Origin of the sequence: Nostoc sp. FACHB-110 (assembly GCF_014697425.1) — a bacterium.
GTDB lineage: Bacteria > Cyanobacteriota > Cyanobacteriia > Cyanobacteriales > Nostocaceae > Nostoc_B.
Window position 1 is genome coordinate 282,610 of sequence record NZ_JACJRU010000003.1, and the last position, 20,273, is coordinate 302,882.

The window sequence follows — 20,273 nt, forward strand, 5'->3', positions numbered from 1 at the left end:
GTTAAGTTTGCCATTGACTAGGAGAGGGGGAATTCCACAAAAAATCCTGTATTTCTTCTCAAGTAGTCGAATCTAAAGCTTCTAATTGTTGAACTATGCGTTTGAATTCTGCTAATAGTGGCGAATCAACAAATTTTTGGGCAATTTCGATAACAGAGTGATAAAACCACAGAGTTCTTTGACGTTGTGCTAGAGTCCATGCTTTATCTCCATACAGATAAAATTCAGTTAAATTTGAGCGTGCATTGTGTACTTTATCTGCTAAAACTACTCGTAAAACCTCTGGTGAACCTTGAGAAATTTTTTGGAGATACTGTTGTTTACATTCTTCCCAAGGTGGTTTAGGTACAGCATCAGACTCAGTGCAACTTTCGACAATATCGGCTACTTTATCACCAAATTTTTGACGGATAATTTGAGCCGTGCTTGCCCCGCCTTGGTCTTCTATGGCATCATGAAGTAAAGCTGCGATCGCCTCATCTTCACTACCTCCATCTTCAATCACCAAAGCAGCAACACTTAACAAATGACTAATATAAGGAACACCACTAATTTTTCTAATTTGTTGCGCGTGGAGTTGTGTCGCAAATACTAACGCAGATTCAAACCGAACAGTTAACTTTGATTGCATTGCCGAAATCCCATTCATATTTTTAGATGATTATTTTTACCTGTCACTTGCCAGATTACACTTATTTAGTTTTCTTGATAAACTGCCAAAGCCGATTCAATTTCAGTATAGATTTTGTTCTTTAAATCTAACGGTAAAATCACTTTGACATTTTTACCCCAAGTCAAGATTCTCAAAAACACATCAATATCTTCCGCATAAAACTTAGCTATGCAAAATACATATTGTTCCTTCGGATGTTGTGCTTTTAAAGTTTTAATAATTACTGACATTTCTCTTGTATTGAAAAAATCCTCTAACATACTCCTATGTTCTGCCAAATTTTCTAAATTAATTTCCTGAAAAATATCTTGGCGGGAAGTATCTTGAATATATTTACTATAATGACTCAGATTAAATCGAACAAACATCATCTTTTTGTCTTGCCAAAAAGCATAACCTAAAACATCAGCATCCAAAGAATCTTCTACCTCTTCAGGAGTCGGTAATTCATCATCATCCTTGAGTTGACGTAAATTTTCCGGAATTTGTGGATTTTCCCAATCTAATATTTCGACATCTAAAATCCTATCTAGTCGATAACCTTCCCAAATATAATTAAATTCTGCTACATCATTAATAGCATAGAGATAAGTTCCGCGTTTAATGTAATAGAATATTACCGGATAAATAATAGTTGTAATTGCTTGAGAAGTTTGGAATTTTTTGTAAGTAATTCTTAACGGCTTGACCGAATTAATTTCTTGCCAGTTTGTCTCGATAGCGTTAATAATAGCATTATATTTAGACTTTTTAATATTTGCCGACGTAATAAACTCTGCGGCAAATAGTAGTCTTTTTTGACTACCTTGAGTAAATCTCGTAATAAAATCAGCTAATTCGTAATTAGTAATATATTCCGAAGTAAAGCCATTAGTTGTTTTGGAATCATCACTTTGTCGTAATGATTCAGGAATTAAATCTAACCAAGAATTAACTTGATAATAATTACCAGTGAGCTTATTATTAGAGGCAAAAACTGGTTGCAGCCATTGATTTAATTCAGGATTAGCTAAATTATTTTGAAAATCTAGCCGATAAGCACGGGTACGATTATTGAAATCACAACCTTGACTATCAAACGGGTGAAGTTCTAATAATTCTTGAATTTTTATCTCATCAACTCGATAAAAATCTTGAAAAGATTTTAGCCATTGCTCTTGTTGAATTTGGTTGTAAAACATCGTCTGCCAAATATCTTTAATAGTTAGTTGTTGCAGTAAATTGAGATTAGCTTCAGCATTATGGTGCTGCGTTACTTTATTTGATTTAGGCTGTATTTGCAGCAAAGACTGATGTTTTAAGCAGATATTAAGCTGACTTACCCAATCTAAAAAACTAAATTTGGAGTTTGTGCTACTTCCAGCTAAAGGTGAATTAATATATTGGTCTTCTCCTAAACTAATGCCATCACCATATATAGTTTTTAAATATATATATATTCTCCAGACTTTTTTAAAAGCATCTGCCTCTGATAACACAGCTTTGGAGGGTAAAAAACTCCGTAACAATTCTAATGTTGGCGCATAATTAAACAATTGAGGAGAATCAGTAGACATAAACCTGACACCTAATATTGTCATCACAATATCTAGTATCGCTAACCCAGGAATAGCGGTCTACCACAAATTTGTATTGTCTTAAAAGTAAATCTATCAAGTTAAGGAAAACCAGCCAGCCATGATACTTAACTTACTTGTTGAAAATCATCCCCCTCAGCAACCTTACCAAAAACTCCAAATTCCTTACAATAAGCAACTTCCAGCTACAGTCCTCAAAGAATTAAAGTTACCAGATAACATCAACTGGAATCATGGATTGGTAATTGATGGTAGCGCACCTAACTGGCTTTATGGTTATTTAGCTAATCAACTTCAAAATGCGGCTTGGGTAGGCTGTTATTATCCTCAGAGGGAAGGAATAGTAGTCATACAGACGCACAACACACCCAATGTAGAAGTCGGAGAAGTTTTAAACTCTACTAAAGATGATGAGTCTAATGGTAATTTAAAGTTAACAGTAGATGAATTCACTACCATCGAAGGCGATCGCTATCAGTGTTTATTAATCGATGCTGTGAATATCTCTCCTCAGACTCTAAAATATTTGACTCTGCCAAGCAACATAGACTGGAACCGCGAAATAGTTTTATGGGGACAAGCACCATTATGGCTTTATGCTTACTTAGTGATTCGCTGTCAACAAGCCTCCTGGATAGCTTGTTACAACATGAAAACCACCGAAGCCGTAGTAGTGATGAGTCGTTCCTCACAATTGATTCCTGGCGACACATTTAAATTAGTACCCAAACCACCTTGTGCAGCTATTGTCTTTGGTGGCCCACCTGATAGCGGTAAAAGTCTCCTGGCCTATACCTTAAAACAAACCTTAGTCAATCATGGCTGGAACAATAAAGTTTATTTACATCGAGTCGCATGGGATGGAGAAGGAGACTGGTTTGCTAAAACAATGGCTAGCAATCAAGAATTAGCTAACGAACTATCAAAAATTGCAGGACGCTGGAAACAACCCGAAAACCTAGCAGAATATTTCTCTCAACAGGCTCAAGTGATTCAAGAAATTCGCAAATATACAGATTTAATCTTAATCGATATTGGCGGTCAGCCAAAAGAATCTGATAAAATGTTGTTACACAGTGCTACTCACTACATTATTATTAGTAACTCTTTAGAGGGTGTAGCACAATGGCATGAATTCTTTCAAAAACCAGACAAAAACACTCAAGAACAATTAATTCCCTTAGCAGTCATCCACAGTGCAAAAGAGGAAAAATCAGAAGTAATTGTGAATAACCACTCATACTTAGAAATGATTGTCGGCCCTTGGAAGTACGAGCAAACTGAAACAGTTCCTCAAGAATTACTAGAAGCGGTGAAAAAATTGATTAGATGAAACAATCTAACTCCCATTATCTCACAACTATCAAATGATTTTCTATCAAATCAAACCCCTGCATCAATGCAGGGTTTTTTATTGCTCACTTCCCATTTGCACAAAAATAACAATCATGAGTTTCTAAATGCTCTACATTAGTTTTATGCCAAACAGAACCAGGGAACTCATAAATCCAATCAATCCCAGCATCTAAATTTAAAAAGCCACTCACCATTCCGTGAATTATCCCAACCCCGGTGCTAGCACAAATGCTATTTAACCAAAATACTGCTGGGTCATTAACGCCTTCTAAATAACCTGCACCAGCAGCCATTTGATTAATCTCCATCGGTGCAGACTCTAAAGCGGCTCTTTGCAAACTAATAATATTTCCGCACATCAAACACCAGCCACCGCCAAGAGGAGGAACAGTCACACGACAGTACATCCGTGGTTGGTTATCTGATTTCTTAATATCTATATGAGTACCTAAACAAACCAAAGGACGCAGATATTCCAAGGCTAATTCTTGAGCGACTTGGCGCGAAAGATGATTATCTGTAGCTACAACAATTAAATCAGAAGATGCAATTTCTTGTTTGGCTAATTCATTTTCAACTGATGTTGGTATCGCTTTGACACAAGAACCTGTTTGATAGATTCTTTTAATGAGATACTTCACATAATCTACCTTATACCATTGCTGCTCTGCCATTTTTTGTGTAGCTCCCGGCATTCGATTCAGATTTACTGGTTCTAAACGGTCTGGGTCAATTAATACCCAATTTTTCACACCTAAACGTCCTAATAATTCTGCAAATATTGAACCAATACCGCCACAACCGATTAAAGTAACTTTCAATTCACTCAGATGTTTTTGACAAGCATCACCAAATATCTGCTGTCGGATAAACATTGAATTGATATTACTCAAAGAATTTGGATTTTCTCCAACCTCTAACCATGAGTGACAGCATTTAATACTTTGATAACTGCGTCCTTTTCTATCCCAGATTCTAAACTGAGACTTTTGTAAAGACTCATCAAATACCCCAGAAATCAACCGAGGTTTTTTCGGGAAATGAGACGCAATAAATCGAGAATATTCCGATTCATAACGGTCATCAACCAAAGAAAATTCAGGACAAATATCACCCGCGTGGGTATGGATATGCACCACATCTAAACCTTCAGACAAATAATTTTTTAGCAAATGCCAATGAAACTGCTGTGTTAAGACTAAGCCGCTTGCAGATTGGCGTTCGTAACAATCAGGTAAAGGTACTACCCAAGCTTTGGGAATATAGCGGATTTTATTTTTTGATATTTGCTGGCGTTGACAAAAGAAAAACCCAATAACTTCTTCATTCATCGAGCGATACTTTAGCATTGCTTGGCAAAACTGCAACCACATTTTTGGGGGTATATGCAGAGAAATATTTGATTGCTGCTTTTGAATTTTCATAGTATTCTTACACTCAATTATTTACAGACAAATGCTATTAATTATTGACTATTCATCACTATTAATTGCGTGACGTGCGGTGACAAATAATGTCGCTAAATTATGACCTTTATCAACCTGATTACTGGGTTTCCAAGAATTGAGCCAAACTTCTTGATTAAATCCTCCACCCAGTCCTACACAGTACCAGTACCATCCTTGCTCGCTTAAAAATGGCGCACCATAGTAACTTTGTCTCGTAAAGTGATGGTCGCCTTCTCCTGTAGTATTCCAAGGGTAATTAAGATAGCAGCCAATTGGAGGTAGTCGAGGATAATCAGGAGGTAACAAAAACAAAACATCAGTATTAGAAACAGTGAATTTTTTAGAAGATAATGGCATTCCTTTAACTAAAATAGCCGTGTATTTGGTGTTACCAACTGTCTTACTTCCGACAATAATATTCTTGGCAACTTTTTCTAGTAGTTGTAGTTCTTCTACAAGCCTCGCAGATGGTTTAAAACCTGATTTATCCTGACTAATTGTGATGGTCATACTTCACCTTTAAGATTAATATGCAGTAAAATCAAAACTTGCAGAACCTTTGACAATTTTGGGAACTGTCCATACTTTGGAACCTTCTTTTAAGGCTTCTGTATTTTTTAGAGGTCGAGTTCCCCCAAAACCTTCTTCCATTACGTCATCATTACCAATTTCTGGTAATCTCTTTCTCAATTCTTCTACTGTTGCACCTTCTGGTAAATCAACCAGTTTGCCATTAATCACTGCTCTCATAACAACTCCTTAATTTGTGATCAACCGTTGCATAAATGTGTTAGTAAACTGAGTGGTGTTTAATTTCAATTAACTGGGAATGTTGTTGTGCTTTACTTTTTTGATGTGTCGGCTGTATATTATTTCCTAGCCAAAACCACAACCCGATTAAACCAATTGCACTACAAATATTCATTAAGACAAGTTTTTTGAATTGTTGAGAAACTGTTTGTTCTAGATAAATTACTTTTTTATCTAGTTTATTAACGTAGTTTTTTACAGCATTTATTTCTTGTAAATACTGGGTATTTTGTTGTTGACTAATCGTAGTAATTTGTGATTCTAAATGTTGGCAACGTTGAATTATACTTTGGGTTTGTTGCTTGAGTGTATTTAGTTGATTTTGTTCTTGAGCGATTAATTTACCGTTAATTGTTTGCATTATTTACCTCCTGAAATAAATTTGAAATAGTAGTCAATAGACAACACAAATCTTGTACTAGGCGGCTACACAGGCAAAACCCTTTATTTTTGATCAGTCCGCGCAGGTGGTCACTGAGCGACTGGTGAGCGCAGTCGAACCATGTCGAAGTGCGGACTTTGTTTGTATAGCCGCGAATTACATTCGCTGGGGCTAATCATTAATCAATCGAAGACATTAGCATTACCAATGCGGTGATAATTTTCGTTGCCATTTTGAGCGTTGAATGTATCAAATACCTCAATTAAATCAACAACACTATTAGCAGCATTTTTTAATTCATTCCCTAAAGATTGTTCTACAGATGCAACTTCAACGCGCATTCCCCGCCTTCTGAGTTTTTCAGCTAAATAAGCAAAATCAGAATCTCCTGTTACTAAAACAACAATGTCTGGTTTGACTTCTAAAGCCAATTCAATTGCATCCATCGCCATGACAACATCTACATTAGTTTCATAATCATCTCCTTTGGCTTTACCTTCTTTCGCAACAACTAAAAAACCATTGCTTCTTGCCCAATATATAAATTTTTCTTTAGTTTTTCGTTGTTCTTCAAATCGTTCTCTAGCTGGAGGTAAGCCAACATAAATGACCATTTCAATTAATTCTCTCCCTTCTTTTGGGTCAGCGAGATAGTTACGAATTTTTTGCCAGTCGATTTTTCTGTTAAAGCTTTGTGCTGATAAAAATGTATTGTCACTATCTGCAAAAATTAGGACGCGACGATTTGTTAACATATATTGTGTTTGGGTTTGTGCTTGTATGTGGATTATTAAAACCCATGCTTGGAATGAGGGTTTTCTTCAAGGTACAACAACATAAAATAATTTTGTGGAATTACGTGTTTCCGGCAGGTTGATACTTTGAATTCATACAACTTTTAACGCCGGAGATAAATATGATGAAATTAACTCAAGCAATGACTGTTACTACTGGTCTTGCTGTTGGATTTGTAGTAACTGGTTCTGTAATTAATCAACCTATGTTGCGAGATATGGGAAAGTTGGCGGGAATGGGTGCTATTTCTACAGGATTTCTATTAAAAGTTCATTCTTTAGAAAAAGAAAAACAAAAACAGTTTAGTCAGTTTCAACAACATAATATTGGTTTGCAAGCTAAACTCAGCGCAACTCAGGCTGAACTGCAAAAGCTAGAGAAAAAAGTTCAAACTCAAAATACACGTCAGCGTCTTTATCTCTCTAGTATCCAAAAGTTAGAACATCAGCAAAAGCTAATTTTAAAAACAGTCAATACCTTTGAAAAAAGCTTAGTTAATACAGTACAACCTGTCAGTTCTCCAGCTACTCATATTTCCACGAAATTTAATCAGACTTCTAGCGAAAATTTAGTTTTAGCACCTAAACCAGTAACTCGTGTATATATAGATGGTAATAACTTAAGTTTTGCGGCTGATAGTTTGCAAATAGAAGTTGATTATGATGCTTTACGCATAGAACTTTCACAAAATGCTTTGCGGACTAATTTTAAATATTACACTGGTGTACATTCACCAATTAGTGAAGGTCAACAGCGATTTCTCAATTATTTAAATCATCTGCGTTATGAGGTGATTGAACTGCCAATTTTAGCTAGACCTGAACAGCAAACTTTTAAAACCGTTGGTGATGATGTCAAAATTGTGGTTGACATGATGAGAGAAGTTAAAAATGGAGATGAGGTGATTCTTGTAAGTGGTGATGGCGATTTTATTCCAGCAGTTACAGATTTACAGTGTCGCAATGTCAAAGTCACTGTGGTTGCTAAGAAAAAAATGTTAAGCGATAAGCTTGCTCAAATAGCTGATGTGGTGATTTATTTAGATGATATTTACTACAAAATTGCTAAATATAAAAAGTTTGATGTGGCTTAATTTGTAGTGATGTTATTCGTTAAATAAAAACCCTCCTATTGTTAGGAGGGTTATTTTTTTATGGCGTTGCATAAATGCGGGATGAATTAAGCATTTTTAGCAAGGTTAACTATCGATGTTTCGCGCAAAGGCGCAAAGGCGCGAAACAAAAAACATCCCTCTAATCAGCAACGCCTTTTTTATTTATAACTATTCCGATTTAACCCAATCGGTAGGGTTCACTACCATCCTTCTGCTTCAGTTTCATAGGAGGTTTCCAACTATTCCGATTTAACCCAATCGGTAGGGTTAAAGACCGTTAGCGAAGAATTAAGAAAAGGTTTCCAACTATTCCGATTTAACCCAATCGGTAGGGATGACAGACATTTCTCGGTCAAAGAACCGAACCGAATGGTTTCCAACTATTCCGATTTAACCCAATCGGTAGGGTTCTATCCACTTTATTTCCTCTAAATGTGGCACTGTGGTTTCCAACTATTCCGATTTAACCCAATCGGTAGGGTCAAGTTGGTGCATTCCAGGTGAATGGCCAACGTTTCCAACTATTCCGATTTAACCCAATCGGTAGGGTGAAGAACCAATTGGTACTTGAGTACCATTATGGTGTTTCCAACTATTCCGATTTAACCCAATCGGTAGGGCTGATGCAAGTAATGTTGCGGAAATTTTGAATGCGAAGTTTCCAACTATTCCGATTTAACCCAATCGGTAGGGAGTTCGTCTAGGAGCCTTTACCCAGTAAGGGTTTCAGCCGCCAAATCGACACACCTTAATATACCACTATATATTTTGGATAAAAACACTGAATTATACATAGCTCAAATCCTTACCCTGTAAGCAATCGACACACCTCAACGAAAAATATAGGGTTTCAGCGATTTGTCGAGGTGTGTCGATGAACTTGTAATTTATCACCATCAAAATCTCCAAAACTTAGATAACATAATACTTCGGCGGTGGTTTGGGATTCTCAGAGCCAATAGTTAACACCCTGGAAACCGCTTCTTGAGAAATCCAATAGAACCGCACATTGTCCTCCGATTCCTTCACCTGCTCCTTTACCTTATGGAATAGTTGGCGCATCTCCTCTAAACTTAAAAAACATTCAAATACAGAAAGTTGTATTCTTTGTCCGTACCCCTCCAAAAAATTAGATAATTTTGTGCGTCTTTTATCATCAGGAATATCGTACACAACAACGACTAACATTAAACAGGTCTTAAAAAAGGTTCATATTTTATAGAAGATAATAAACACCGTTTATAGCGTCTTACTTGTAATTGAACAGCATGACGGTATGTGACGATAGACTGTACATCTGGATGAGAAACCTCTTCATTCATCCGGTTTTCAAAGTATTTAAGAAAAATTCGTCTAGCTGATGTACTTAAATAAACTCCTCCCGTATTAGCAATAATTTCAAAATCTTTAGGTTTAAACACAGAATTGTTAATAATCTTTAAAACCAATCCGTCAACAATCGGAGAACGAAATTCTTCCATCAAATCAAAAGCCAGATAAGGTTTTTGCTTTTCACCATAATGAAAATTACCCAAATAAGGAGAAAGACCTTCAGCAATAATAAAACTTAAAACATTATTAAACAACAATGTGTAGCCAAAACTCAATAAAGAGTTGATTTCATCGGTTGGTGGTTGACGAAATCTTTGAGCAAAACTAAAGCTAGAATTAGTAATTAACTTGCCAAACGCAGGAAAATATCTAGCCGCAGCAATGCCTTCGTAACCTCGTAGCGAATCTAAATTATCAACAAAATCCAGAGAATCAATGTCTTGATTAATGCCAAAGATGGCTTTTTCTACTTCTGCTAATTTGCGCTTGCGATTAAACCGTATGAGTAACTGCTTAGAATTTATCAGCTTGCCTAAAACAATACTTTTAGAAACGTTAAATTGAAAGTAATCATCATGGCGGCGTTCAATTTGAATTAATTGATTATCGAGATTGGTTGATTCTTCACTCCATAAATGACCATGGTATTGACCAGATTGACTGAGAAATAAGACAGTGATATTTTCGCGTAAACAAGCATTAATTACATGGGTTGATAGCTGAATATTACCAAAAACCAGAATTTGCTCAACTTCTCGAATTGGAACTTCAAGTTTTGGTTTTTCGGCAACATAAATAATAAACCGTTGATAGTCTTTGTAAATGGTTGTTCCTTGTTCAAGTAGATATATTGCTGCCATTTCTTGATTCCAGATATTTTTCTGCCAAGGACTTTTATCTTCTTCATTGTCTGGAGATAATTGTTCAACTTCTGTCTCTGCAAGGAAAGGCTGATGTAGAGATGCTATTTCGGATTGAGTTTCGAGTAGATATATTTTATCTAGTTCTAACGGTAGATTTTTTTGCTTTTTTTGTTTTTGTGCAGTGTTGGGACTTTTTTTTTAGCTTGAAATTTTTCTATGCCAGATTTTAGCTTTTCGGAGTTAGTATCTAGGGGAAAAATCGCATTTTCTAAAAAACCATGTCCTAAAAAGCGAAATCCTCGTGCAAAATTAGTGATTTGGGTTTTTTCAGGATTAATCATCAACCCCAAAGAGTCTAAAAGATGGATAATTTCGGGTTTTGCTTGGAAAATGCGCTCTTGAGTCTGTGCTAATATCAAAAAGTCATCTGCATAGCGTACAAGTTTTAAATCTGTTGCGGTAATAGTCTCATCAAAATTATGTAGATAGATATTAGCTAATATTGGCGAAATTACTGCCCCTTGGGGTATGCCTTTTGGTGATAATATCAGTCCTTCATCGGTTTGTATGCCTGCGGAAATCCAAGCTTTAATTAAGCATAAAATTCCTGGATTATCTATATAGACTCTGACTGCTTGTAATAATTTTTGGTGGTCAATATTATCGAAAAATTTAACAATATCTGCATCGAATACCCAAATATAACCTTGGTCTCGCCATTGGGCTACTGTTTCGACTGCATTTAAATAAGATAAATTAGGACGATAAGCAAAACTTGAGGTAGAAAATTTTGCTTCTACCACGGGATAAATTACATTTAATAGAGCTTGCTGAACAATTCTATCTCGGACTGTGGGGATTTTTAACTGTCTCGTACTCCCATTATTTTTGGTCATTATTACTTGCTTACATGGCAAAGGTTGATAAGTACCATTATTAACAGAATCTCGCAATTGATAAATGTTAATGGTTTGATTCTTGGCAAATTTATCAATAGTTTCGCCATCAATGCCTGCACAGCCGTTGTTTTCAGCAACTTTTTGCCATGCTTGTTGAAAGTTACTCAATTCCAGAAATTCATTGACAATTTGATTGATAAGAACTTACGATGAGCTTCCTTATTAAAGGTTATTCAGATTCTTAAACTCTTCTGAATTCTCACATTAAATATATTTGTGCTTAGGAAACTCATGTTTCCAAAAGAAATAAGGTTTCAGGCGTTGCTGATTAGAGGGATGTTTTTTGTTTCGCGCATAGACGCGGTAGCGGCTTCCCGCAGGGTAGGCGCAAAGGCGCGAAACATCAATAGTTAACCTTGCTAAAAATGCTTAATTCATCCCGCATTTATGCAACGCCAGGTTTCATTATCGTTTCAATATCTTTGCGAACAGTTTGAATCAACCTTTGAAAACTATTCCAGTCACAATACCTATAAGTCAACTGAAGGCAAGAGGCAGGAGGCAGAAGGAAATAAAGCCACCCACAAGGGGTGGGGCTTGAACCTTCCCCCCAAAAAATGTCAAATTTTGCCCGACAAAATGACAACAATTTTTAGATAGCGAAATTTTGAATACAGGCCTTTTTCATCAAGCTTCTCAAAATGTTTTTTTCAGCAAGACTTGTTCATAAAGTTTTCCGGCGATATCCCAAGTAAATTCAGATTCTACTAATTGTCTGCCGTTGAGAGACAATTGAGAACGCAGATGTGGATGATTGAATAATTCGCTAATAGCTGTAACGTATTCTGCTGGTGTATTTGCCCTGAAAGCACGTAATGGTTTGTTGGGTATATCTACAGCTAGTCCTTCTAAACCGCGATCGCTTGCTACTATGGGTACACCAGCGGCCATTGCTTCTAAGGTTTTATTTTTAATTCCAAAGCCAGTTCGCAACGGAACAACGCACACACTAGACTGATGCAAGTATTCCACCATTGACGGTACGCGACCAGTGACAACAACGCCAGGAAGCTTTTGCAAGTCGAGAACTTCTGGTGTCGGTCTAGCACCAACAATACTAAATGTAGTCTCGGGATAATATTCTTGCAGTTTAGGTAATACTTCCACGGCAAAAAACCTGGCTGCATCGACATTATGTGAGGCATCCATCGCCCCCACAAAGACTAATTTATATCCACCAGGGTCTTGCTGACGATAGGGAAATAGTTCTAAATCTACGCCGTTGGGAATGACTTCAATTTCAATATCAGGGCGCAGTTTGAGAAATTCTTGGCGATCGTCTTGTGTTGTCACCACAATATTAGAAAATTTATTGCAGTATCGCTGCTCGTAACGCTTGAGAACCAAAGATAAATAAAGCCTGTCGCGTAGTGGATTTTGCGCTGCGCCCATTTCTAAATGGCCGCGAATCCAGCCGTAAACTGAACTGTGAACATCGACCACCGTATTTACACTGTGACGAAATTCTGGTTTAATATAAATTTCGTTTACACTGTGTTCACAAGTAATTACGTCACACTTATTTAAGCGCACATAATCATCTACAAAGGCTTGAATCTGTGGTGAATAGCGATGTAACACGTTTGGCGGTGTGGCTTTTAGCACAGATTCTAGGAACCGCACTGATTTACCGACTAGACGAGCGATCGCATTTTTTTCTTGGGGTTCTGGCGGTATCGGGAAAACTATCAGTTCACTTACGTATTTCCTTAATTCCTCTACCTCTGCACTAGAAACATCCTTATGATTTTGCGTAATCAAAGTAACAGAATGGTTTTGTTGCAAGTATTTAAGTAAATTAAAAGTTCTAATTTCGGTTCCGCCACGACTAGGTGGATACGGAAACGTTGATGATAGCATTAGAATACGCATATATTTAAACCTTTTCATAACCAGTGTTATTTATAACTTATAAATTATCTTGATAAACTCAGTATCTATTCTGATATCACTTTTAGAGGTTTTAGAACAGGTTTAATTTTTAACTGTACTGATTTTTCTGCATAATCAATATAAGGAAAACATGAATAATAAACCTTTTTTGACTATTGTGACTGCAACACGCGGCAATTATTCTGATTATTGGTTAAAGCAGTTATTGAAAATCAAAGGTGAAATTCAATTTATTTTAGTTTATCCGCCAGACGTAAATATCAAAGACATTGATGACCCTAGAGTAAGCATTTTAATTAGTCCTTATCAAGGCGAAGTCATCCAAAGATTTACAGGATTAATTAATGCCGATGGTGAATATGTGATGGCATTAGATGATGATGACTTTGCGCACCCAGATATTTTAGAATTATGTCAAAAATACTTTCAAAGATTTCCTACAAGTTGGGTTTTGAGGCTCAAAATTAAAAATATTAATAATTACGATACAGCACGTATTCAACAAGCCTGGGAACCTATTCCGAATATAGAAAAATTAGCAGTCGATCAAAAAACACCAGAAAACCCATTTCCCTATCAACAAGGAAATTACCAAGGTTTACTAGAAGTACCAATTGCACCTTTAGATAAAGCCTTCGATATTCGCCATCTAATTTTACCTTGGAAACAAAGAACAGACCAAAACGGAATTCATTTCGAGAACTTTAATAATAGAATTTGGCAAACAAAAAGAGTTAAAGCAGCACTTTATGAACTATCACAAGCCATGAAAATTATTGGTGCGCTAAAATGGGTTCCTTCATGGAGTTTAGATAGGTTGTTAGGCTTATTTTTGCAAGCAAAATTTTATCAAAAAGATGCCATTATTGGTCATGCTCTGCCTAAGTCAGAACAAATCAGATACATTGTTAAGGATAGTGCGTTAAAAGAAACTAGATTATATTTAATGGCAGAAATTATGCTGGTGAAATGTTATCCCCAGTATGGCTATTTATGGAATTTGATTATTTGGCAAGTTTACACTATACCGCGAATATTTGCTAAGTCGCTAAAGCTGAAGTTGAGTAGATGGAAGCAATTGCAATTAAAGCAGAATTAGCTTTATTTGTAACAACTAAGAAACTAAAATACCTGATTTTTTAAAGAATTTGGGTATATAATTATTTCTATTTTTTAATAAAAATTTACAGGTATAACTCAGTAGTTTATATGCGATCGCTATCTATGTTGTAGTCACTTGTATTAATTACAGCTACGATAAGAAGGTGTGTAAATTATTGCCCTTCGCGCTAGAGTATAGCTGAAATTATATACAGGCTTGATGACTAGCATGGACACAAATGAATTAAAGTTTCTTCTAAAATTATTGGGATTTGCCAATTATCGAGCAGGATTGAGTGCAAATACCTTTAATTCGTTTAAAACTGAGAAAAACAAAATTTGTCGGGATTTAGGCGATCGTGAACTGGTAGACTATACCCGTGAGATTGCCACGGTTAAGATTTTATCTACTGGTCAAGCCTTGCTGAAACTCCCAGCAGGAGAAGTACCTATCACAGACACAGAACTTAAGGTGCTGGAGAAAATCAGTAAAGCTTCTGGTAAAATCGCACCCAGCAAAATCGCTGGTTTAAAAGCTGCTGAACGAGACACAGTATTAAAAACCCTCAAGGAACGCGGATTAATTGAAGCTGAAACCCAACTCAAAAAAACCAAAGCTGAAGTTTGGCTAACGGAAAGAGGAATTGAGTTTCTCCGGGATGACTACAACCCCAACAAAGGTGTTCAACCAGCCATCAGCTTAGAACTGCTGGGTAATTATCTAAGATTTTTACGCAAGACTTTGCGAGTTAAACCTATATTGCCGCCTGAACCACCCAGCATTAATATTAATGACGAAGAAATTTTACGAATTATTGAGAAATTAGATAAAGAATTAGGAACAGAGAATTATCTACCAATTTTCCATCTACGTCAAAAATTACAACCGCCATTATCGCGTGATGAATTAGATCAGGCTTTGTATCGGTTGCAAAAGAATGATCTAATTGAATTAAGTACATTGTTAGATCCAACACAATATACACAAGAACAGTTAAATACTGGTATTCCTCAAAATATAGGCGGTTCGTTGTTTTTTATCAGTGTTAATTAACACTGACAGTAATAATTTTTTCTTGCACTTCAGGTTGCTAACTTACCAAAATTTAGATATGACATCAATTGACGATATTATTAAACGCGAGGTTAATCCTTTTGACCTTGTAAACTTAAAATCTGGTAATTTTTGGAGTGAAAATCAAGAGTCAGAATCAGTAGTTGAGTCAATTCATCAAGAAGCAATCAGAGAGATTGAAGAATTATTAGACTTAGTAGAACAAGATCATCGTACTCGCACTGTTTTACTTACAGGTGATTCTGGCTCTGGTAAAAGTTATTTACTTGCTAGACTCAAACTTAAATTTAATTCTAGAGCTTTTTTTGCCTATATAACCCCTTGGCCTGATAACGATTATATTTGGCGGCATATTTTACGTTATACAGTTGATAGCTTAATTCAAATACCGAAAGGGCAACAAGAGTCTCAATTAATACTATGGCTTAAAAGTTTATCCGCTTTTACTAAGCAGAGTCTTAAGAAGCGTATTTTTAATAATAGTTTATGGGAATTATTACTCAGCGATCGCCAAAATTTTATTAAGGAACTCAAGAAAACATATAAACAAGTAGGTATATATAATCCTGACATATTTTTTGGCATACTACATGACTTAACTGATCCAGAATTATATCCTTTAGCTTGCGAATGGTTACGAGGCGATGACTTAAGTGAAGAGTCAATGGCTATATTAAAAGTTAAACACTGTATTAATAGTGAAGATGCAGCAAAGAATGTTTTAGCAAACTTTGGTAAAATATCTACTGATAATCAACCAATAGTTTTGTGCTTTGATCAAGTTGAGAGTCAAGCAACTTGGGAGTCAAATCCTCAGCCAATTTTTAATATTAATACTACAATCCATAATGACAATCTCAGAAATTTTCTCATAATCATCAGCATAGTTCAAGCAGAGTGGAGACTAAAGAGTTGCCGAATTTTACAGTCAGATAAAGCTAGAGTAGATAAGCAAGTAATACTAAAACCTATAAATTTAAATCAGGCAGAATCACTTTGGATATATCGTCTAAACTCTCTACATCAAATAGCTAATCCAAAGCCTGATTCACCCATTTTTCCTTTAGATAAGGAATTATTAGAGAAAAATTTTCCAGGTGGTAAGACTCTACCAAGAAACACCTTGATTTTAGGGCGGTATGAGTACCAAAAATATAAGCTTTCAACAATTCCAACACCACCTCCTATCAAGACTCCACACCCAAAAACAGAAGTAATAGATCCAAGAACGGTTTCTATACCTTTAGTTACAACTCCTGAGGGTACAAGAAAAATCTCTCCACCACCTCCACCACCAGATAATATTGAGCAAGTCCAAGCAGAGTTTCAACTGCTGTGGCAAAAAGAATATAAGAAAAATCAGGATAAATATAGCAAGATTTCATTGTTATCATCACCTGATCTAATTGCGATGCTGCAACAAACATTGATAGCCTTACAAATTCAGGAAATTAAGCTGAAACTCTTAAGAGGTAACTATGCTAGTTATTCTTTGAGTTATCAGGAATCTGGTAAAAAAGAGAGAGTAGGTATAGTATGGACTGAAGATGCAAGTATGGCAAACTTTTTTCATGTTATGAATGCTTGCCAAAGAGCTATTCAACAAAATTTATGTCACACTCTATATTTAATTAGACTCGGAGGAGTAGGAACATCAAAACTAGCAGGGAATCAAATATATCAACAAATTTTTACTCATACCAACCATCATCACATAAGACCTAATCTTACATCGGTTCACTACTTAGTAACATATCAAAATTTGGTAAACTCTGCGCTATCTCAGGAATTAGTGTTGACGAGTCAACGTAGAGCAATAAACTTACAAGAATTACAATCTTTAATTCGACAATCAAAAATTTTACACAAATGTACTTTATTACAGGATTTAGGAATTGTTGCAAAGCAAGAACCTGTTAAAGATACTGGAAGCTCTAAAAAGGAAGATTTACGCCCTGTTAAAGATTTTTTAGTAAATCTAGTTAAAACCCAAAGTTTTATGGGTGTACCTACTTTGATAAAAAATTCTGTTGAGCAGTTTCCTAACGTGAAAGCAAATGATGTTCAGTTATTAATTGAGCTTTTGTGTCAAGAGAAGAAAGTAAAAATAATTAACCCAAAAGCGAAGTTGCAAGACCAATTAATTTGTTTAGTCGCCTAACTTATGTTTATTCAATGTCATCAATGCACTACCTGACAGAACCAGCCACAATTCAAGAAGTAATATCGCAACTAACAACGGCTAAAATATTGTGGTTAGATACAGAAATTGCTAATTGGTATACTCCCCAACCTAAATTATCGCTGATTCAGGTATTAGCTGACCCTACAGATAGCACAGGCTCATCTGCCTATATTTTTGATGTACTAAATAATCATGGTTTGGTGACTAATTTTATTAATCAAATCATGATTAACCCGCAAATTGAAAAAGTGTTTCATAATGCTGTATTTGACTTAAAGTATTTAGGAAGTCATCTAGCAAAGAATGTAACTTGCACTTTACAAATGGCGAGAAAAATTACACGTCAAAAACTGCAAACATCGAATTTAAAACTGAAAACTTTAGCCGTTGAACTCTGTCATTTTTCTAATGTCAACATAGCAGAACAATCAAGTGATTGGGGAAAACGCCCTCTCAGCCAAAAGCAGTTAGAATATGCTGCAATGGATACAGTTTATCTAGCTGCTGTGCATCATCAGCTAATTAAAATATCTCATCCCAATATTGTTATGGTTAACAATGGCTCACAGCATTTAACAAGTAAATCGCAAAATTCTGCTTTAAGTGTTACTAAAGTTAGATTGGCTTTTGAGTGTCCAAGGCTGTTTTATCTCAATCATCAATTTGGTGATAAAGCAATATTTTTACCACAAGATACAGCTATTGGTATTGGTAATCCTTTTCATCAGTTAGCAGATAAGTTTGTTAAATTAGCTATTGTTGAGCCACAGTTTAGTAATTTATTTAAACCACCTGCATCACAGTTAAATCTAGAAGAAATTACTACTGCACTACAACAGTTATTTTATCAAATTGAGTTTTTTCCTTATTTACAAAAAGCTATCCAAAAAGATGGCGAACAAGGACAGACGCTTTTACAGGTTTGGAATGGATTACAAGGACTCATCAAACGCTTTGCAGAATTATTGTTAACTAATCGTCGTCATTGCAATGCAGAGACATTAATTAGTCATACTTTTTTATCTCAAGAACGCAATATTGAATATAAATTTACTCTACCAGATAAAACACAACAATTAGTTAGAGGTGAATTTGACTGTCTGGTGTTTAATTTTGAAATAAATCGCCTGTGTGTGGTGGAGTTTAAAACTTATCAACCTGTAGATCCTTCAGCGCAATTAGCTCAGGTTGCACTTTACAGTTATATGTTACACCAACAGAAAAAAGTTCCGGTTGATTCTGCGGTTTATTGTGTCTTACCTGAGTTTAAAGAGTATCGTTATTCTTGGGAACAGTTAGAAAATACAGTACATCAATTAATTCCTCATAAATTACTACAAATGCAGCAATGGTTGACTTGGGAATCCCCTCTTCCAAATCCACCACCGTCAACAACCCAGCCGCATTTATGCAAAATTTGTCCGCAACAGCAAAAGTGTCAAACTTTTTTTGGTGTTGTAGAATTTTATCCCCCCCAGCCCCCCTTAAAAAGGGGGGAGGAAGATGTAGAAGATAGTCAAGAAACAGCAAATGCTGATGAGATAGGGGAAACTTTAATTAATACTTTGCAATCTTTTGGTGTGGGTGTTGATTATCAAGGTGCTGCTGTTGGGCCTGCTTTTATCAGGGTTAAATTGAAACCTCATTTGGGTGTGAAAGTGAATGCTTTACTGAAGTTATCGGATGATTTGCAAGTGCAATTAGGGTTAGCAAATGCACCTTTAATTGCACCGCAAGCGGGATATGTCAGTATTGATTTACCCCGTCCAGATAGGCAAATTGCCCATTTGGAAAAGTATATTCAAGCAAAATTTTTACCTGCAATTGCACCTGTAAAAATTGCCATTGGGGTAAATATAGAAGGGGAATTAGTAGAGGCTGATTTATCAGATCCGAATGCTTGTCACTTTTTAGTTGGTGGGACAACTGGTAGCGGTAAGAGTGAATTTTTGCGATCGCTCCTCCTCAGCTTACTATATCGTTATGCACCGCAACATCTCAAAATTGCTTTGGTTGACCCCAAGCGCGTTACGTTTCCAGAGTTTGAACGGATGGCTTGGTTATATTCACCAGTCGTCAAAGATAGCGATCGCGCTGTCGGACTTATGGAAGAATTAGTAACAGAGATGGAGTCTCGCTATCAGCAGTTTGAAAAAGCGGGATGTGCTGATTTAAGCACTTATAACCAGCGTTCTTCCAAGTCTTTACCTCGCATTGTCTGTATATTTGATGAATATGCAGACTTTATGGCAGAAAAAGAAATTCGCACCGTACTAGAACAGAGTATCAAACGTTTAGGAGCAATGGCACGCGCCGCAGGTATTCATTTAATCATTGCTACCCAACGTCCAGAAGCTAAGGTAGTGACACCCATTATCCGCGCCAATTTACCAGGACGTGTGGCTTTACGCACAGCCAGTGAAGCAGACTCAAAAATTGTCTTAGGAGGAACCGAAACCTCTTCTGCTTACTTATTAGGGAAAGGTGATTTACTTTACCAAGTAGGTTCTCAACAGCATCGTTTACAAAGCTTATTGGCTACAAACGTTCAATTACCCTCAGTTTAGGTAAAATATCTTGCACGCCTGCGACTGAAGTCGCGGCTACACAGGCAAAACCCGCACTTCGACAAGCTCAGTGACCACCTGCGCGGGTTCCCAACCCTTGATTTCTCGTCAGTCCGCGTGGTGCGCCAAGCGCAGCGCAAGCG

Annotated in this window: 17 protein-coding genes and 1 CRISPR repeat array; of the genes, 6 read left to right on the forward strand and 11 right to left on the reverse strand. The window is 36.3% G+C overall.

Annotated features, from left to right (window positions below):
* Nucleotides 1-58: 58 nt before the first annotated feature.
* Complete coding sequence (locus H6G69_RS05395) at nucleotides 59-631, reverse strand: HD domain-containing protein (RefSeq protein WP_190682739.1); 573 nt, start codon at nucleotides 629-631, stop codon at nucleotides 59-61.
* A gap of 65 nt (nucleotides 632-696) precedes the next feature.
* Nucleotides 697-2,229, reverse strand: a complete 1,533-nt coding sequence (locus H6G69_RS05400; protein ID WP_190682742.1) for a TIGR03985 family CRISPR-associated protein — start codon at nucleotides 2,227-2,229, stop codon at nucleotides 697-699.
* 121 nt (nucleotides 2,230-2,350) lie between these two features.
* On the opposite strand from H6G69_RS05400, the gene crn3 reads away from it, so the two are divergent.
* Nucleotides 2,351-3,583: a CRISPR-associated ring nuclease Crn3/Csx3 gene (crn3, locus tag H6G69_RS05405; RefSeq protein WP_190682745.1), complete on the forward strand. Its 1,233-nt coding sequence runs from the start codon at nucleotides 2,351-2,353 to the stop codon at nucleotides 3,581-3,583.
* An 85-nt stretch (nucleotides 3,584-3,668) separates the two neighbouring features.
* On the opposite strand, the gene H6G69_RS05410 is transcribed toward crn3, so the two are convergent.
* The 5 genes from H6G69_RS05410 to H6G69_RS05430 form a co-directional block, all read right to left on the reverse strand.
* The gene (locus tag H6G69_RS05410; protein ID WP_242071980.1) at nucleotides 3,669-5,030 is read right to left on the reverse strand and encodes a ThiF family adenylyltransferase; all 1,362 of its coding nucleotides are present in this window, start codon (nucleotides 5,028-5,030) and stop codon (nucleotides 3,669-3,671) included.
* Between the two features lie 48 nt (nucleotides 5,031-5,078).
* Nucleotides 5,079-5,564, reverse strand: coding sequence for a hypothetical protein (locus H6G69_RS05415; protein ID WP_190682748.1), 486 nt, complete (start codon nucleotides 5,562-5,564; stop codon nucleotides 5,079-5,081).
* Nucleotides 5,565-5,579: 15 nt separating this feature from the next.
* Nucleotides 5,580-5,804 (reverse strand): hypothetical protein, encoded by a 225-nt coding sequence (locus H6G69_RS05420; protein ID WP_190682750.1) that lies wholly within the window; start codon nucleotides 5,802-5,804, stop codon nucleotides 5,580-5,582.
* A gap of 40 nt (nucleotides 5,805-5,844) precedes the next feature.
* Nucleotides 5,845-6,225, reverse strand: a complete 381-nt coding sequence (locus H6G69_RS05425) for a hypothetical protein (protein WP_190682753.1) — start codon at nucleotides 6,223-6,225, stop codon at nucleotides 5,845-5,847.
* 203 nt (nucleotides 6,226-6,428) lie between these two features.
* Nucleotides 6,429-7,001, reverse strand: coding sequence for an NYN domain-containing protein (locus tag H6G69_RS05430; protein ID WP_190682756.1), 573 nt, complete (start codon nucleotides 6,999-7,001; stop codon nucleotides 6,429-6,431).
* Between the two features lie 161 nt (nucleotides 7,002-7,162).
* On the opposite strand from H6G69_RS05430, the gene H6G69_RS05435 reads away from it, so the two are divergent.
* On the forward strand, nucleotides 7,163-8,134 hold the full coding sequence (locus H6G69_RS05435; protein ID WP_190682759.1) for an NYN domain-containing protein: 972 nt from the start codon (nucleotides 7,163-7,165) through the stop codon (nucleotides 8,132-8,134).
* Nucleotides 8,135-8,315: 181 nt separating this feature from the next.
* Nucleotides 8,316-8,848: direct repeats of the CRISPR family, unit length 36 nt; unit sequence GTTTCCAACTATTCCGATTTAACCCAATCGGTAGGG.
* A 219-nt stretch (nucleotides 8,849-9,067) separates the two neighbouring features.
* Here the strand turns inward: H6G69_RS05435 and cas2 are convergent.
* The 4 genes from cas2 to H6G69_RS05455 all read right to left on the reverse strand — a co-directional run bounded on the left by cas2 (nucleotide 9,068) and on the right by H6G69_RS05455 (nucleotide 13,181).
* Nucleotides 9,068-9,343, reverse strand: coding sequence for a CRISPR-associated endonuclease Cas2 (gene cas2 / locus H6G69_RS05440; RefSeq protein ID WP_190682763.1), 276 nt, complete (start codon nucleotides 9,341-9,343; stop codon nucleotides 9,068-9,070).
* The gene (cas1, locus tag H6G69_RS05445) at nucleotides 9,343-10,347 is read right to left on the reverse strand and encodes a CRISPR-associated endonuclease Cas1 (protein WP_190682766.1); all 1,005 of its coding nucleotides are present in this window, start codon (nucleotides 10,345-10,347) and stop codon (nucleotides 9,343-9,345) included. Before cas1 ends, cas2 begins: the two co-directional genes overlap by 1 nt.
* Before the next feature lie 146 nt (nucleotides 10,348-10,493).
* On the reverse strand, nucleotides 10,494-11,417 hold the full coding sequence (locus H6G69_RS05450) for a reverse transcriptase domain-containing protein (RefSeq protein ID WP_242071981.1): 924 nt from the start codon (nucleotides 11,415-11,417) through the stop codon (nucleotides 10,494-10,496).
* Nucleotides 11,418-11,945: 528 nt separating this feature from the next.
* Nucleotides 11,946-13,181 (reverse strand): glycosyltransferase family 4 protein, encoded by a 1,236-nt coding sequence (locus H6G69_RS05455; protein WP_190682769.1) that lies wholly within the window; start codon nucleotides 13,179-13,181, stop codon nucleotides 11,946-11,948.
* Between the two features lie 151 nt (nucleotides 13,182-13,332).
* Between H6G69_RS05455 and H6G69_RS05460 the strand changes: the two genes are divergently transcribed.
* From H6G69_RS05460 to H6G69_RS05475, 4 genes are all read left to right on the forward strand, one after another.
* Nucleotides 13,333-14,301, forward strand: a complete 969-nt coding sequence (locus tag H6G69_RS05460; protein ID WP_190682770.1) for a glycosyltransferase family A protein — start codon at nucleotides 13,333-13,335, stop codon at nucleotides 14,299-14,301.
* Nucleotides 14,302-14,532: 231 nt separating this feature from the next.
* The gene (locus H6G69_RS05465; protein WP_190682773.1) at nucleotides 14,533-15,357 is read left to right on the forward strand and encodes a transcription factor RcaD; all 825 of its coding nucleotides are present in this window, start codon (nucleotides 14,533-14,535) and stop codon (nucleotides 15,355-15,357) included.
* A 58-nt stretch (nucleotides 15,358-15,415) separates the two neighbouring features.
* A complete protein-coding gene (locus tag H6G69_RS05470) occupies nucleotides 15,416-17,539 on the forward strand; it encodes a P-loop NTPase fold protein (protein ID WP_190682776.1) in 2,124 nt (707 codons plus the stop codon).
* Between the two features lie 23 nt (nucleotides 17,540-17,562).
* Nucleotides 17,563-20,130 carry a DNA translocase FtsK gene (locus tag H6G69_RS05475; RefSeq protein ID WP_190682780.1) on the forward strand — a complete coding sequence of 856 codons (2,568 nt, stop codon included), beginning with the start codon at nucleotides 17,563-17,565 and terminating at the stop codon, nucleotides 20,128-20,130.
* The last annotated feature ends 143 nt before the right edge of the window (nucleotides 20,131-20,273 follow it).